The following is a 14,962-nucleotide window of genomic DNA, read 5'->3' on the forward strand; positions in this document are numbered from 1 at the left end:
GGTGCGCATCTCAGAACGGCACACTCGCGCGCACCGATGCCACCTGATCGGTAAAGTCCATGCGCGTTTGCGCGTCGTAGTCCAGCGACAGTTCGGCGCCGTTGCGCCAGCGAGTGGCCACGCCCAGGCCGCCGCGCATCAACCACGGGCTGGTAGCCTCGCCCGTCACCTGAAAGCGCTGATCTGCTGCGCCGGCAAACGCTGCCGTGGTGCTGGCCGGGCGGTTGATCAGGTCGTAGCCCACCCCCATATTCACCCGCAACCGCGTGCTGGCGGTGACGTTATGTTCCAGCTTGGTATCGAACCCGGCGATCAACTGATCGGTCTCGCGCGCCGCCACATTGAGCAGCAACGGCGCCAGGCTGCTGCTGCCGCGCTCGCTGTACGCAGCGTCGCGGATATGGTTGTAGTCCAGCCGCGCAGAGGGGATCAGCCGCGTGCTGTCGCTCAACTGCAGGGCATGGCCGATGCTTGTGCCCAGGGTGGCCATCAAGCTGTCGTACTCGGCCTTGGCACTGCCGCTGACCCCGGAAATGGCCAGGCGCCGATCGGCATCCACACTGTTGCGTCCGGCACCGCCATACACCATCAGCTCGGTCCCCGGCGCGACGGTGTAGCTGCTGTAACCGAGGAACTGCCACAGGTCCAGGCGCGAGCGTTGCTGGCCGTTCGGCTGCAGCGAGCCAGTGCCGCCATTGGCATAGGCGAACGCCCAGCCGCTGCGTTGCTGCGCAGAGGTGCGCAGGTCGAAGCCGATGACCGTGCCGGTGGCGCCCTCGACCGTGCTGTTGCCCATGCCCGAGCTATAGCTGAACGGCTGGCTCCAGAAGCCATTGATGGCTTTACTCGGTGGATTCTGCCCTGACGCGACGCCCAGCGTGCTCAGTCCGGTGACATCGTCCAGACGGTTTTTCACCGCATAACCGATCGACGCCAGGGTGGCCTGACTGGCCCGCAGTGCAGCGTTGTCCTGCGGTAGTGCCTGGTTCAGATTGCTTGCCACTTGCGCGGTGCTGGTGGCGCTGACGAAGTAGGGCGCCAAGGTGCTGGCGCTGCCCAATGCCAGCTGCCGATCAAGGACCCGCGCCGCCCCTTGGGTCGATGCCGACATCCCCGCCTCACGTGCGGCGCTGGCCACGCCGTTGCTGGCTTTGGGCGTGAGCAACAGGTCGACCCGGTTATCGACCTTGCGCGCGCCGAAGTTGAACAGCGCCGAATTGCTGGTGACCGCGAAGGTGCCGTCCGAAACCAACTGGGTGGCCGTCAGCACATAGTTCAGGCTGCTGGTCGTGAACGGCTGTCGGGCCTGAGTGACATCGACATCGATGCGCGCCTGGCTGGGTAGGGTGGCCGTGCCGTAGACCGCCAGGCTTCCATAGTGGGCGTTATCCTGCACCTGCGTGCGCAACACCGCACCGGGTTTTTGCACGTAGTCACCCGCCAGCGTGGCGGAAGCGCCACCCGTCAGCGCCGGGGCCGCCAGCTCGAGAGTGCCGCGGTTGACCAGGCTCTTGACCTGCCACACATCGCCGGCCTCAAGACGGTAGCGCGCATCGGAATAGAGCGTCGCGGTGGTGGCGGGCGCATATACCGTGCCCTGGAATCGCGCTGTACCGTTGCCTGCGATATACAGATTGTCGAGCCGACTGCTGTCGTCCACATACAGCGAATAGTTGCTGCCGCGTATGATTGCGGCGTTGACCAGGCCATCGCTGAACTGGCTGTCGATCACATTCAGGCCAATGGCACTGCCTCGGACGGTGCCGAGGTTGGTAACGCGGCCCTGCAAGGTCGAGCCGCTGACAGTGATGCCGTTGGCGTCGGCGGACAGGTCGACGACATCGGCGTCAGGATCGACCCCGATATACCCGTAGTTCCTCCAGCGCCCAGTCACGGTGGTATCGGTCAGGTTCAACGCTTCCCGGGCCGCGATGATGCGCCCGCGGTTAGTGAAGTCCCCCGCCAGTTGCACATTGCTCAAGGCCGCGCCTTGCTCCAGGCCGCTGATGAGGCCGGTATTGAGCAGGCTGCCGCCGAGGTTGCTGTCCTTGAGCAGCAAGCCGCTGCCGTGATGCTCGTCCGGCTGGAAGTTGCCGATGATACTGCCGCGGTTGATGAAATCGCCGCCGATCGTACTGCTGGTCATGTCGACCCCGTAACCGCCGATCAAGCGTCCGCTGTTGATCAGGCTGCCGGCAATCCGCGCCTGCAGATCCGTGCGCAACGCGGGCCCGAACACACCGCCTTCGATGGTCCCGCTGTTGATCAGGTTGCCCTGGATATCCCCACCGTACACCGCCAGCCCGCCGAACCCGTCGGAGCTGGGCGCGATGCTGCCGCGGTTGACCAGATCACCCTGGATCGTCGTGCGGTCGAAGCTCAGGTCGTCCTCGCTCATTGAGAATACCCCGGTGTTTTCAAAGCGCTTGAGCACCGAGTCCCGTATCTGCACGCCCTCGCCGGAGTAGATCCAGCCGCTGTTGTAAACGCCGCCGCTCACCGTCGACTGGTAGATATCGAAGGCATTGATACCGTCGCGCAACTGCCCGGCGTTGATGAAGCGCCCCTCGACGGTGCTTTGCGCGAGGAAGGTGTAGCCGGCAATCGAGCCACTGTTGAAGACGTCGCCGGTGATGTGCGAACCCTCTATCTGCAGGCTGTTGCCCAGCGCGGTATCGAGGGTCCCGGTGTTGCGTACCGAGCCGTTGATCCGGCTGCCCTGGATGAGCACCGCCTGGGAGCCGCCGTATACCAGGCCACTGTTGTCGACGTTGCCAGTGACGGCGCTGTCGAGGATGGCTACGCCGACCTCGGCCGCGCGCGCGTCGATGGTGCCGCTATTGGCGAAGCCGCGTTCGAGTACCACGCGATCGAGCTTGACGATGGTGTCGCCATAGCCGTCGCTGGGTGATTGCAGTGTCCCGGAATTGATCAAGGCGCCGCTGAGCCGGCTGTCGGTGATCTGCACGGCCGTGACGCTGCCACTGATGGTACCGCTGTTGGAAATCTTGCCGACGCCGTCACTGCCATCGATGGCGATGCCGAGGGTGCCGGCGAGGCGGCCCTGGTTGAGCACCTGGCGCGCCGCGGCATCGCTGATGATGACCGCCGCACCACTGGCGACGTCGATGCTGCCGGTCGGGGTGAGCGTCAGTGCGTCGTGGTCTTGCAGGCTGCAGCCGAGGCTCACCGGCCCGTTGATCACCGTGGTGCCACGCCGACAACTGTCGGCGGCCTCCACCTGATCGCTGAGCAGACTGCCCAGCGACAGAACCAGTAGCGCGGTGAATGGCGAGAGCGAGCAGTTGCCGAAGGTCGTGGATGCACAGGAGTCGAATGCAGGGCGGCTGCGAGGCAGAGAACGACCAGGTGTGAGGTTTTCCATAAACCACCTGTTGTTGTTCTTGCGAAGGGAGGTGTTGGTATAGGCCCGGGATCGGGGGTCGTCAAAGTGACGCGGCGACTTTGCGACCAAATGCCAGTGTCATTTGACACCTCAAGCCCTGCGCCGCAGACTTTGCCGCCTCCCGCCCCTGTACAAGGCCGTCCGCATGAAACAGCTCTTCGCGCCTCTGCGCCGGCGTTTTACCTCGGCGCGCTGGCGTACGCGCCTGACGCTGTGGATCGCCGCCACCGTCGCCGGCTTGTGTGTCGTGATGTTCGCCCGGCTGGCCGATCTGGCCCTCGCATTGTTCGCCCAGATCACCAGCGGCTGCAGCTGGCTGGCGTTACTGCTGACGCCGGCGCTGGGCATGCTGGTGGTGTTCCTCACCCGGCGTTTGTTTCCCGGCAGCGAGGGCAGCGGTATCCCGCAGGTGATCGCCGCAACGCGTCTGAGCGCAGCGGGCAAGCCGGTCAGTGGCCTGGTGTCGTTGCGCATCGTGCTGGGCAAGATCGGCCTAGGGACCTTGGCCTTGACGGGTGGTTTTTCCGCCGGCCGCGAAGGCCCTTCCGTGCAGGTTGCCGCTTCGCTGATGCACGCTGCGCACCGCTTTTTGCCCAACAGCCGGGTCATCCGCGTGCAGGACATGATTCTCGCCGGCGGCGCCGCGGGCATTGCCGCCGCGTTCAACACGCCGCTGGCCGGTATTGCCTTCGCCGTCGAAGAACTCGGACGCAAACTCGAGACCCGCACCAGCGGCGTGCTGCTCAGCACCATCATCCTGTCGGGCATGATCGCCATCGGCGTGCAGGGCGATTACAACTATTTCGGTCGCCTCAACGCTGTTGCCGACAGCCGCGCGATCATCCTCCCGGTGCTCTGCCTGGGGCTGCTGTGCGGCGTGCTCGGCGGGCTGTTCAGTCGCTTGCTGCTGATGCCCCAGCGTAATGGCCAGCATGCGGTCTGGCGCTGGCGCAGCAGCCACCCGGTGTGGTTCGCGGGCATCTGTGGCTTGCTGGTGGCGAGCCTGGGCTGGGCCACCGGCGGCCTGTCGTTCGGCAGCGGCTACGGGGTCACCAACGACATCATCAATCACGGCCAAAGCATCCCCTGGTATTCGGCGCCGGCGCGTTTCCTGGCCACGCTCGCGACCTACTTCTCCGGCATCCCCGGCGGCATCTTCGCGCCGTCGCTCGCCGTCGGCGCAGCGCTGGGCGGCAATGTCGCGCAGCTGTTCGATCTGGCAGCGCAACCGATCATTGCGCTGTGCATGGCTGGCTTTCTGGCCGCGGTGACCCAATCGCCGATCACCTCGGCGATCATCGTCATGGAAATGATCGACAGCCACGGCATGGTCATCAGCCTGATGGCCGTGGCCCTGATCGCCAAGGCGGTGAGCTCGCGGCTGGGACCGGAGTTGTATCAGCAGTTGGCGTTGGGGTATTGGCGCAGGAGGCAGCGCCAGCAGACGGACGCCGTCAGCGCCACGGAGCCGGCGAAGGCGCAATAAAAATAGGCCCCGAAAGCGGAACCTGGAACCTTGCCGCATATGCCGATGTTGGGCGGGCGGCGCTTCCAGGTGCCTTTGACGGCGCTGGGGGCAGGGTATTACGCGCTGCGGGATCGGTTCGGGATCTAGAGCCTAAGCCGTCCCCCGCTCGACAATCTCGAACCCCACATCCTCGACCAGCTCCCCACGGCCCACCCGGCCCTCGATGCGCTGCAACAGGAACTGCGCCGCCAACTGCCCGATCCGCGCGCCATCCGCCCTTACCGTGGTCAGCGGCGGTTGGATGTGCGCGGCAAAATCCAGATCGCCAAAGCCCATCACCCCCAGTTGCTCCGGCACGCGCAAGCCTCGGGCCTGAGCTTCGGCAAGCACGCCTTGGGCGAGCAGGTCGATGCTGCAGATCACCGCGTCGATATCACTGTGATGATCGAGAATCTGCGTCAGGCCGCTGCGCCCGTAACCGACACTCACCGGCACCTCCACCAGTACCGTTTCGAGCACCGTCGCACCGGCCGCCAGCAAGGTGGCGCGGCAAGCGTGCAAGCGCGAGGCGGCGCGGGCATCGTTGCTCCACACCAGGCCGAAGCGTCGATAACCCTTGGCCAGCATGTGTGCGGCCATGGCTGCGCCAGCGGCGGCGTGAGAGAAACCCACCACCGCATCGATGGGCTGGTCCTTCAGTTCCCATGCCTCGACCACGGGCAGGTCGCGGTTGATCAGGCGTTGCCGGGCGCTCTCGTTGCTCAGCGCGGTGGTCAGCACCAGGCCGTCGGGGCGCCGTGACAGCAGGGTGTCGACCAGCTCGATTTCGCTTTGCTCGCTGTAGCCGGACTGGCACAGCATCAACTGGTAGCGCTCTTTGGCCAGTGCCTGCGACAGGTGGCGGATGGTCTCGACGAACACGTGGTTGGCGATGCTCGGCATCACCACGATCACCAGCCGGCTGCGCTGCGAGACCAGGCTGCCGGCCGCCAGATTGGGCACGTAGCCGATCTTGTCGATGGCTTTGCGGACGCGTTTGGCGGTGCGCTCGGACACCATGCCGGGGCGGTTGATGACCCGCGACACGGTGATCGCCGACACCTGCGCCAGGCGCGCGACGTCATCGAGGGTGACGGGGGCGCTGCGCAGGGCAGGGGGCTTGAGACTGGATTCGAGCATGGGCTGGGTCTGCCAAGGGTGCGGGAACAGGTCCGAGTGTAGCGGCAAAATACTCAGCATTGAATGACTGACGAGCGATTCCCATCCACTGGGATTTTTTGCCTTGAGGCGGTTTGCAGCCGCAAGGCATCCAGGCATAAAATTGCTGACAGCGCTGTCATTTTGTTAGCGCTGTCATTCGGCGATCGACGCTTTTTCTGCGGCCCATGAGGCGCCACAGGGCTGGAGTCAATGGCAGCCGATCGCGCTGTTCACCCAGAAAGCCAACAACAATAACGAGGCTCTCCATGAACCAACGCAGCATCCATCTGCCGGGTGAGGCCGCCGCGCCGATCGGCTCGGTCGACAGTCAGACGGCGGCACGCACGGCGACGCGCTACCGCTACCTGATTCTGACCCTGATCACCATCGTCCTGGCCTTGAGCAGCGGCGATCGCGCGGCCATCTCGGTGGCGGGCTCGGACATGAGCAAGGAGCTGGGCATCAGCTCGGTGGAGATGGGCTATCTGTTCTCCGCGTTCAGCTGGGCCTATGTAGTGTTCCTGATTCCCGCCGGCTGGCTGAGCGACCGTTTTGGCTCGAAAAAAACCCTCACCGCGGCGATCGCCCTGTGGTCGGTGTTCACCGTCGCCATGGGCCTGGTGCACTTCATCGGCATGGTGGTACCGCTGCTGCTGGCGCTGCGCTTTATGCTCGGGGTCGCGGAGTCGCCGGTAGGGCCGGGCTGCACACGGGTCATCGCCTCGTGGTTCCCGTCTTCGGAGCGGGGCATGGCCGGGGCGATCTTCAACAGCGCCCAGTACATCTCGCTGGCGTTCTTCACGCCGCTGATGGGCTGGTTGTGTTTCCGTTTCGGCTGGGAATACGTGTTCATCGTCATGGGCTTGGTGGGGCTGGTCATCGCGCTGGTGTGGTGGAAGCTCTACTACCTGCCGGTCAAGCATCCGCGCATGAACAGCGCCGAGCTGGACTACATCCGCACGGGCGAGGGTCTGGTCGATCTCGAAAGCCGTCAGGCGGCTCCCGGCGATGCGTTCAAAGGCCGCTCGCAGCTGGCTGAGGTCGGCCTGTTGTTCAAGAGCCGCATGCTGGTGGGCATGTTCATCAGTCAGTACTGCGTGAGCGCCATCACCTGGTTCTATGTGACCTGGTTCCCCATCTACCTGGTCAAGGAGCGCGGTTTCGACATTCTCCAGGCCGGGCTGGTGGCCTCGATCCCGGCGCTGTGCGGACTGGTCGGTGCGGTGTCCTCGGGGTTCTTTTCCGACTGGCTGGTGCGCCGTACGCAATCGCTGAGCATCGCCCGCAAGACCCCGATCGTCACCGGCGTGCTGCTGAGCTCGAGCATGATGCTGTGCAACTACGTCGACTCCCAGGTGCTGGTGATCGCGGTGATGAGCCTGGCGTTCTTCGGCAAGGGTTTCGGCAACCTGGGCTTCAGCGTGGTCGCCGACACCGCGCCACGGGAGATGGTCGGCATGACCGGCGGCGTGTTCAACGCCATGGGCAATATCGCCGGCATCGTCACGCCGGTGGTGATCGGCTATCTGCTGCATTCCAGCGGCTCGTTCAACAGTGCCCTGCTGTATGTCGGCGCCCACGGCCTGCTGGCGGCTTTTTCCTATCTATTCATTGTCGGTCGCATCCAGCGTTTGCAGCTGTCCGACCTGACCGTCAATCCCCTTTCACGTTAACTCTGCCTGGAGGCACCCCATGATCGAAAGCAACGTGTACATCGACCCCAAGATCGCGTCCATGGAGGTTGGCGAGGCCAGCACCGATCGCATCGAATGGATCAAGCTGTCGCTGACCATCCTGCCCCTTGCTGCGCCCATCAGCGACGCCAAGGTGTTGACCGGCCGGCAAAAGCCGCTGACCGAGATCGCCTTCGTGTTCGCTGAGATCCGCACCCGCGAAGGCCATGAAGGCATCGGCTTCGGCTACTCCAAGCGCGCGGGTGGCCCGGGCCTGTATGCCCATGCCAAGGAGATCGCCCCGGTACTGCTGGGCGAGGACCCTAACGACATCGCCCGGCTGTTCAACAAGCTGCTGTGGGCCGGTGCCTCCATGGGCCGCAGCGGTCTTACCACCCAGGCCATCGCGCCGTTCGACATCGCCCTCTGGGACCTCAAGGCCAAGCGCGCCAAGCTGCCACTGGCCAAGCTGCTGGGCGCCCATCGCGATTCAGTGCAGTGCTACAACACCTCCGGAGGCTATTTGTCGACGCCACTCGAAGCGGTGCTCGATAACGTCGTGCAGTCGCGCGAGAACGGCATCGGCGGGATCAAGATCAAGGTCGGCCAACCCGACACCAGCATCGACTTCAAACGCGTCAAGGCCGTGCGCGAGCGCCTCGGCGAGGGCTTCCCGTTGATGGTCGATGCCAACCAGCAATGGGACCGCATCACCGCCCAGCGCTTCGGCCGCCAATTGGAGCAGTTCGACCTGACCTGGATCGAAGAGCCGCTGGACGCCTACGACACCGAAGGCCACGCGGCCTTGGCCTCCTCGCTGGATACCGCTATCGCCACCGGCGAGATGCTCACCAGCTTTGGCGAGCACGCGCAACTGATCAGCGCCCGCGCCTGCGATTTCGTCCAGCCCGATGCCCCTCGGGTCGGCGGCATCACGCCGTTTTTGCAGATCATGAACCTGGCCAGCTTCAAGGGCCTCAACCTGGCGCCGCACTTTGCCATGGAGATCCACCTGCACCTGGCTGCGGCATTCCCGCAGGAGCCGTGGCTGGAGCACTTCGAATGGCTCGAGCCGTTGTTCAACGAGCGCCTGGTGCTGCGCAACGGCCGCATGCAGGTACCCAATCGCCCAGGGCTAGGTTTCAGCCTGAGCGATCAGGCGCAGGCCTGGACGGTCGATCGCGCCGAGTTCGGCAAGCGACCTTGAACTGATCCGACCCAGGCGGCCACGGCAACGGGGCCGCCCTCGCAGGCATGCAAGACCTGCCCCTCCACCTGACCTGATGAACCCCTGGTGAACCCTATGACTACCCCGAACAGCCGCGAAGTCAGCCCCGTCATCCGCCTTGACAAGGCCGACAATGTGGTGGTGGCGCGCGTCGAAATCGCCGCCGGCACGCCTGTCTCCAGCGAAGGCGTGACCACCCTGCAGGACGTGCCCCTGGGGCACAAGATCGCCGCACGGATGATCGAGAAAGGTCAGCCCGTGCTCAAGTACAACACCGTGATCGGCTACGCCAGCGAAGACCTGCCGGCCGGTACCTGGATGCACAGCCACAACATCGCGTTCGGCGAAACCGATCGTGACTATCGCTACGGCCTCGACTACGTGCCCACCGAGCTGTTGCCGGCCGAACAGCGCGCCACCTTCCAGGGTATCGTCCGTACCGATGGTCGAGTCGCCACCCGCAACTACCTGGGCGTGTTCGTGGTGGGCAACTGCGGTGCCACGGTGGCGCGCAAGATCGCCAACCACTTCGACGCCGAGCGCCTGGCCGCTTACCCCAACATCGACGGCGTGGTGCCCTTCGTGCACGAGATCGGCTGCGGCATGGAGATGACCGGCGAGCCCATGGACCTGCTGCGTCGCACCATCGCCGGCCATGTGCGCCACGCCAACACCGCCGGCGGCCTGCTGATCGCCCTGGGCTGCGAGCGCAACAACATCCACGGATTTATCGATCAGGAGCAGCTGCAACTGGGTGAGATGCTCAAGACCCTGGTGATCCAGGAGGTAGGCGGGGTCAAGTCCGCCGTCGAGCAGGGCATCAAGATGATCGAGGGTATGCTGCCTGAGGCCAACCGCGTGCAGCGCGAAGCGGTGTCGGCCGAGCACTTGGTGATCGGTATGCAGTGCGGGGGCTCCGACGGTTTTTCCGGGCTCTCGGCCAACCCGGCACTGGGCGCTGCAGTGGACATTCTGGTGCGCCACGGCGGCACTGCGATCCTCTCGGAAACCTCGGAAATTTTCGGCGTCGAGCACACCCTGACCGCCCGTGCGGTGACCCCGGCGGTGGGTCGCAAGCTCATCGATCGAATCGACTGGTGGCTCGAGTACAACAAGGGTCGCGACACGCAGATCAACGGCCGCGTCAGCCCCGGCAACAATGCCGGGGGCCTGGCCAACGTGCTGGAAAAATCCCTCGGTGGGGCGAAGAAAGGCGGCAATGCGCCGCTGATGGATGTGTATGAATACGCCTACCCGGTGACCACCCACGGCCTGGTGTTCATGGACACCCCCGGCTATGACCCGGTGTCCGCTACCGGCCAGATCGCCGGCGGCGCCAACATGATCGCCTTCACCACCGGCCGCGGTTCGTGCTTCGGCTCGGTGCCGGCGCCGACCTTCAAGCTCGCCAGCAACTCGCCCATGTACCAGCGCATGAGCGATGACATGGACATCAACTGCGGGCAGATCATCGATGGCGATAAAAACATCGGCGACATGGGCCAGGAGATCTTCGAAAGGCTGCTGGCCCATGCTTCGGGGGACAAGACCAAGAGCGAGCTCAATGGCCTTGGGGAGGATGAATTCTGCCCATGGCAGATAGGCGTGCTGGCGTAAGCGATTTCCGGCGCAGGCGTGTCGAAACGCCTGCGCCAGAGCCGATTCAAGCGACTGCAGTCAACCCCGCCTTGACCGCCAGGGCCCTGGATTTCTCTTTGCCGATGCCTTCCCACAGGCCTTGCAGGTACATGATCCCCAGCGCGCGATCATAGAGCCCGTAACCCGGCACCCCGGTTTCGCCCCAGATCATCCGCCCGTGGTCAGGGCGCGCGTAGCCGGTGAAGTCGGCATCATGCAGCGCCTTGAGAATCTCGGCCATGTCCAGCGAGCCGCACTGCGTCGGGTGAGCGCTTTCGTAGAAATCACCGTTATCGAACACCTTGACGTTGCGCAGGTGCACGTAATGCACACGCTGGCGGGCGGCGAACTCGTTGATGAACGACGGCACATCGTTGTTGAGATCCGAGCCCAGGGTGCCGCTGCACAAGGTCAGGCCGTTAGCAGGCGAGTCGATGATGCTCAGCACCCGGCGGTGGTCCTCGATGTTCTTGATGATGCGCGGCAGGCCGAACACCGAGCGGGGTGGATCATCGGCATGCAGTGCCAGTTTCAGGCCCAGTTGCTCGGCCACTGGCACCAGCTTGGCGAGGAACCACTCCAGGTTGGCCCACATCTGTTCGGTGCTGACGTCCTTGTACTCTTCGAGCATCGCCTGAAGCTTTGCCGGCGGGTACTTGGTGCCGATCCCCGGCAGCGGAATGACGCCCTTGGAGACGTCCAGACGATCGACCAGCGAGGCCTCGAACGACAGGGTGTTGGAGCCATCCGGCAGTTGATATTCCATCTGCGTGCGGGTCCAGTCGAACACTGGCATGAAGTTGTAGCAGACGATCTTGATACCGCTGGCGGCGAGGTTCTTGAGGGTCTGGATATATTGCGGCAGCAGCGCTTCGCGGTTGGGCTTGCCTAGCTTGATGTCTTCGTGCACCCGGAAGCTGTCGACCACGTCCATCTTCAGGCCGTACACCGCCGCGGCATCGCGCAGGGCAGCGATGCTCTGCACCGGCCAGACCTCGCCCAGCGGGGTGTCGTACAGCGACGAGACGATGCCGTAGAGGCCGGGGATCTGGTTGATGTACTGCAGGCTGATCGGGTCTTTAGGACCGTGCCAACGAAAAATCATTTTCATGTCTGGTGCCTCGTTTCGCTTCTTATAAGTAAGGGAGCATCAATGCTGTTTGTTCAACTCGAAGCGCTGGATGCGCCCGACCACCAACCAGTAGCAGGCCACCGCGATCAGCCCGTGAGCGCCGACATAAAGCAGGGCGCCATCAAACGAACCGGTGGTTTGCAGGATGTAGCCGATCACCACCGGGGTGATGATCCCCGCGGTGTTGCCGAAGGCGTTGAACACCCCGCCCGTGGTGCCGATCAGCTCCTTGGGCGCGGTGTCGGCCACCACCGTCCAGCCCATCGAGCCGAAGCCTTTGCCGAAGAAGGCCAGGCTCATCAGCACCACCACCCAGGTCGCGCTGTTGGCGTAGTTGCACAAGATGATGCAGGCGCTCAGCAGCAGGCCGACGGTGATGGGGATCTTGCGCGCCAGGCTCAGGTTGCCGCTTTTCTTCAGTATCAGGTCGGAAATGAAGCCGCTGGAGACGCCGCCCACCAGACCGCACAGCGCCGGAATGGCGGCGATGAAGCCGGCCTGGAGGATGTCGAAGCCGCGCTCCTTGACCAGGTAAATCGGGAACCAGGTCATGAAGAACCAGGTAATCGAGGTGATGCAGTACTGGGCCAGGAAGATGCCCACCAGCATCCGGCTGCGAAACAGCTGGCCGATTTCACTCAGCTTCATGCCCTTGCCGTTGTTGTCTGCCTTGGTCTTGATGCTTTCCAGATCGACCAGGCCATCACCTGCGCGGATATATTCGAGCTCCGCTTCGTTGATTTTCGGATGGTTGATCGGCAGGTAATACAGCTTCCACCACAGTGCACCGATCACCAGGCCGATGGCACCCATGATGATGAACACGTATTCCCAGCCATAGGTAAAGCACAGCCAGCCCATGATTGGCGTGAACAGCGCCAGCGACAGGTACTGCGCGCTGTTGAAGATCGCTCCGGCGATCCCGCGTTCGGAGGATGGGAACCACGCGGCGATGATCCGCCCGGAGGCCGGGCCGACCGGCGATTCGGCGGCGCCAAGCAAAAAGCGCAAGGCCAGCAGCAGCGGCACGATCATGCCGATGAAGTGCACCAGACCCATCATCACCGTAAAGCACGACCATACCGTGACTGCGAGCATCATCGAGCGTTTCGAGCCGATGCGGTCAGTCAGCCAGCCGGACGGAATCAGGAAGATCACATAGGCCCAGCTGAAGGCCGAGAACAGGTAGCCCATCTCCACCGAGCTGATGCCTAGCTCCTTGCCCATGTCGGCGCCAGCCACCGACAGCGCGGCGCGGTCGCCGGTGCTCAGGGCCAGCACGACGGTGATCAGGGCGAGTATCACAAAGCGATAGCGGCTCTTGCGCAGTGTCGCGGCGTTGGACTGCACGGCATCGCCGGTGGCCGCCGCCAGTTGCGGATCGGACTGGGGCGTCATCCCCGCCAGTGCATAGGGTTTGTTAGTGCTCATGGTTGCCTCGGCTAATTATTCTTGTGTGCAGCGAGGTTGCCTGCGGGGTTGGCCGCAGGCGCTCATAGGGTCGATCGGCGTATTACTCCGTATAGTCCACCGCCACCCATTCGAAGTAAGGCTTGAGTCTGGCGACCAACGCCTGATGGGCGGGGTGGGGCAGGTAGCGCTCGACACCGCTGGCGTCATCGAAGCTGGCGTCCAGCAAATAATCCCAGCAGATCGGACGGTCCAGTTCGTTGGCGGCCACGCGCCAGGCACGGACGAAATCGATCTGCCGTTCAAGGTCGACCATGCCTTGCACCAACTCGGCTTCGAGCGCGGGCTGATGGGCTACGTCGGGAAGCCGTCGGAACATCACCACATGGCGCATCATGCTGCACCGCCTGGCTCAAGGTGGTAACCACGGCCGCTATAGTCGAAATCCACCAGTTGGTTGATTGCGACCTGCTGGTCGGCGGGTGAAGCGTAATAGGCGCGGATTTCTTTGATCAGGCCGCTGTCGGCATCGAAGATGTACCACTCGTCGCCGCGCAAGGCGGTGCCAAGCTTGCCTTTCCAGTGGGTCCACTCGATCACCGCCTCGTCGCTGTCGTGGCTGATGAGAATTTTCTCGATGGTCCACTGTGAGCCAAGGTTTGCCACGCACCACTGCCATTTGCGGGCGATGGTGTCGGCGCTGCGCCACGGGATGTCCGGCAGGCCGTCGGGGAAGTAGTGCACGGCGTCCGCAGTGAAGCACGACACCAGCTTGTCGTAGTCGGCTTCGTTGCAGGCCGCGAAGTAGCGGCGGATGGTCTGGGCGTGTTGGTGCTCGGCCATGGGCTTAATCCTTTTGGTGAACGATGCTGGCGATGGACGGACGGCCCGAGACGACCCAGTCGTGATACGCCGCGACCGATTCCGGGCTCGGTGGATAGACACCCCACAGCGGCTCGCCGGACGCGATGCGCATGGCCAGGTAGCCTTCGATGTCGTCCTGTTCAAGGCACACTTCGGCTAGCTCCGCAGCCAGGTGGGCGGGCACCAGCGTGAGGCCGTCGACGTCGCCGACGATCACGTCACCGGGATAGACCGCCAGGCCCGCGCAGCCGATAGGCACCTGCAAGTCCGCCACGTGGTGATAAGAAATACGCGTGGTCGCGGTGATTTCCCGGGCATAGGCGGGCAGCGGCAAAGCGGCGATTTCGCTGCCGTCGCGCAGGGCACCATCGGTGACGATGGCGCGGGCGCCACGGGCCAGCAGGCGGGTCACCAGGATATTGCCGGCCGAAGCGGCAGCGGGGTCGTTGCGGCTGTCGATCACCAGCACGTCACCTGGCTTGATCTGCTCGACGCCCTGCCATTGCAAATTGTCGCCATTGGGCTTGGTGGTCATGGTGCCGTAGGTGTCGATGTCTTCACGGGCCGGGATAAACCGCATGGTGAAGGCGCGGCCGGCGAAGGCCTTGGTCTTCGGGCCGCTGATGGCGCGCAGGCCGACGAAGGCCGGCTGGCGGTAGCCACGCTTGAACAGTTGAGTGGTCAGCGAGCCACTGCTGCAACGGGCGAGTTTGGCGAGGGTTTCGTCGCTGACCTCTACCTGGCGATTGGCGCTGTTGTCGTAATGGTCAGCGTATTGGTGAATCGTCATTGTTGTTCTCCTGTCGGCGGGGCGGGCTCGGTAGTCTTTCGGCGGGCACAATTCCCGCATGCTGGGACTGCGAGAAGGGAGACCCTGATGTTCATATCGATCCTAGGCGCCCGGGTTATCGATGGAAATAGCCAAAGGGGGTACGCTGTTGGC

Annotated in this window: 11 protein-coding genes; 4 read left to right on the forward strand and 7 right to left on the reverse strand. The window is 63.9% G+C overall.

Annotation, left to right across the window (positions count from 1 at the left end; genetic code table 11):
- Window positions 1-10: 10 nt before the first annotated feature.
- Window positions 11-3,385 (reverse strand): autotransporter outer membrane beta-barrel domain-containing protein, encoded by a 3,375-nt coding sequence (locus REH34_RS26130; RefSeq protein WP_311969715.1) that lies wholly within the window; start codon window positions 3,383-3,385, stop codon window positions 11-13.
- Window positions 3,386-3,551: 166 nt separating this feature from the next.
- Here REH34_RS26130 and REH34_RS26135 point away from each other — a divergent pair, with 166 nt between their 5' ends.
- Window positions 3,552-4,892: a chloride channel protein gene (locus tag REH34_RS26135; protein WP_311969716.1), complete on the forward strand. Its 1,341-nt coding sequence runs from the start codon at window positions 3,552-3,554 to the stop codon at window positions 4,890-4,892.
- A gap of 132 nt (window positions 4,893-5,024) precedes the next feature.
- Here the strand turns inward: REH34_RS26135 and REH34_RS26140 are convergent, their stop codons facing one another.
- Complete coding sequence (locus tag REH34_RS26140) at window positions 5,025-6,053, reverse strand: LacI family DNA-binding transcriptional regulator (RefSeq protein WP_311969717.1); 1,029 nt, start codon at window positions 6,051-6,053, stop codon at window positions 5,025-5,027.
- Between the two features lie 287 nt (window positions 6,054-6,340).
- Here REH34_RS26140 and REH34_RS26145 point away from each other — a divergent pair, with 287 nt between their 5' ends.
- From REH34_RS26145 to REH34_RS26155, 3 genes are all read left to right on the forward strand, one after another.
- Window positions 6,341-7,747: an MFS transporter gene (locus REH34_RS26145; RefSeq protein WP_311969718.1), complete on the forward strand. Its 1,407-nt coding sequence runs from the start codon at window positions 6,341-6,343 to the stop codon at window positions 7,745-7,747.
- A gap of 19 nt (window positions 7,748-7,766) precedes the next feature.
- Complete coding sequence (locus tag REH34_RS26150) at window positions 7,767-8,954, forward strand: L-talarate/galactarate dehydratase (protein ID WP_409373183.1); 1,188 nt, start codon at window positions 7,767-7,769, stop codon at window positions 8,952-8,954.
- Window positions 8,955-9,050: 96 nt separating this feature from the next.
- The gene (locus REH34_RS26155) at window positions 9,051-10,592 is read left to right on the forward strand and encodes an altronate dehydratase family protein (protein WP_311969719.1); all 1,542 of its coding nucleotides are present in this window, start codon (window positions 9,051-9,053) and stop codon (window positions 10,590-10,592) included.
- Between the two features lie 46 nt (window positions 10,593-10,638).
- On the opposite strand, the gene REH34_RS26160 is transcribed toward REH34_RS26155, so the two are convergent.
- The 5 genes from REH34_RS26160 to REH34_RS26180 all read right to left on the reverse strand — a co-directional run bounded on the left by REH34_RS26160 (window position 10,639) and on the right by REH34_RS26180 (window position 14,809).
- On the reverse strand, window positions 10,639-11,724 hold the full coding sequence (locus REH34_RS26160) for a mannonate dehydratase (RefSeq protein ID WP_311969720.1): 1,086 nt from the start codon (window positions 11,722-11,724) through the stop codon (window positions 10,639-10,641).
- A gap of 39 nt (window positions 11,725-11,763) precedes the next feature.
- Complete coding sequence (locus REH34_RS26165; RefSeq protein WP_311969721.1) at window positions 11,764-13,176, reverse strand: MFS transporter; 1,413 nt, start codon at window positions 13,174-13,176, stop codon at window positions 11,764-11,766.
- 82 nt (window positions 13,177-13,258) lie between these two features.
- Window positions 13,259-13,552: a Dabb family protein gene (locus REH34_RS26170; protein ID WP_311969722.1), complete on the reverse strand. Its 294-nt coding sequence runs from the start codon at window positions 13,550-13,552 to the stop codon at window positions 13,259-13,261.
- A complete protein-coding gene (locus REH34_RS26175) occupies window positions 13,549-13,998 on the reverse strand; it encodes a nuclear transport factor 2 family protein (protein WP_311969723.1) in 450 nt (149 codons plus the stop codon). The genes REH34_RS26170 and REH34_RS26175 overlap by 4 nt, the downstream gene beginning before the upstream one ends.
- A 4-nt stretch (window positions 13,999-14,002) precedes the next feature.
- On the reverse strand, window positions 14,003-14,809 hold the full coding sequence (locus REH34_RS26180; RefSeq protein WP_311969725.1) for a ribonuclease activity regulator RraA: 807 nt from the start codon (window positions 14,807-14,809) through the stop codon (window positions 14,003-14,005).
- Window positions 14,810-14,962 lie beyond the last annotated feature (153 nt).

Source organism: Pseudomonas baltica (assembly GCF_031880315.1).
Classification (GTDB): Bacteria; Pseudomonadota; Gammaproteobacteria; order Pseudomonadales; family Pseudomonadaceae; genus Aquipseudomonas.

Bases quoted from the DNA above. Each gene is read 5' to 3' on its own strand.
- REH34_RS26130 (WP_311969715.1), bottom strand. From the start codon at position 3,385: ATGGAAAACCTCACACCTGGTCGTTCTCTGCCTCGCAGCCGCCCTGCA.
- REH34_RS26135 (WP_311969716.1), top strand. From the start codon at position 3,552: ATGAAACAGCTCTTCGCGCCTCTGCGCCGGCGTTTTACCTCGGCGCGC.
- REH34_RS26140 (WP_311969717.1), bottom strand. From the start codon at position 6,053: ATGCTCGAATCCAGTCTCAAGCCCCCTGCCCTGCGCAGCGCCCCCGTC.
- REH34_RS26145 (WP_311969718.1), top strand. From the start codon at position 6,341: ATGAACCAACGCAGCATCCATCTGCCGGGTGAGGCCGCCGCGCCGATC.
- REH34_RS26150 (WP_409373183.1), top strand. From the start codon at position 7,767: ATGATCGAAAGCAACGTGTACATCGACCCCAAGATCGCGTCCATGGAG.
- REH34_RS26155 (WP_311969719.1), top strand. From the start codon at position 9,051: ATGACTACCCCGAACAGCCGCGAAGTCAGCCCCGTCATCCGCCTTGAC.
- REH34_RS26160 (WP_311969720.1), bottom strand. From the start codon at position 11,724: ATGAAAATGATTTTTCGTTGGCACGGTCCTAAAGACCCGATCAGCCTG.
- REH34_RS26165 (WP_311969721.1), bottom strand. From the start codon at position 13,176: ATGAGCACTAACAAACCCTATGCACTGGCGGGGATGACGCCCCAGTCC.
- REH34_RS26170 (WP_311969722.1), bottom strand. From the start codon at position 13,552: ATGATGCGCCATGTGGTGATGTTCCGACGGCTTCCCGACGTAGCCCAT.
- REH34_RS26175 (WP_311969723.1), bottom strand. From the start codon at position 13,998: ATGGCCGAGCACCAACACGCCCAGACCATCCGCCGCTACTTCGCGGCC.
- REH34_RS26180 (WP_311969725.1), bottom strand. From the start codon at position 14,809: ATGACGATTCACCAATACGCTGACCATTACGACAACAGCGCCAATCGC.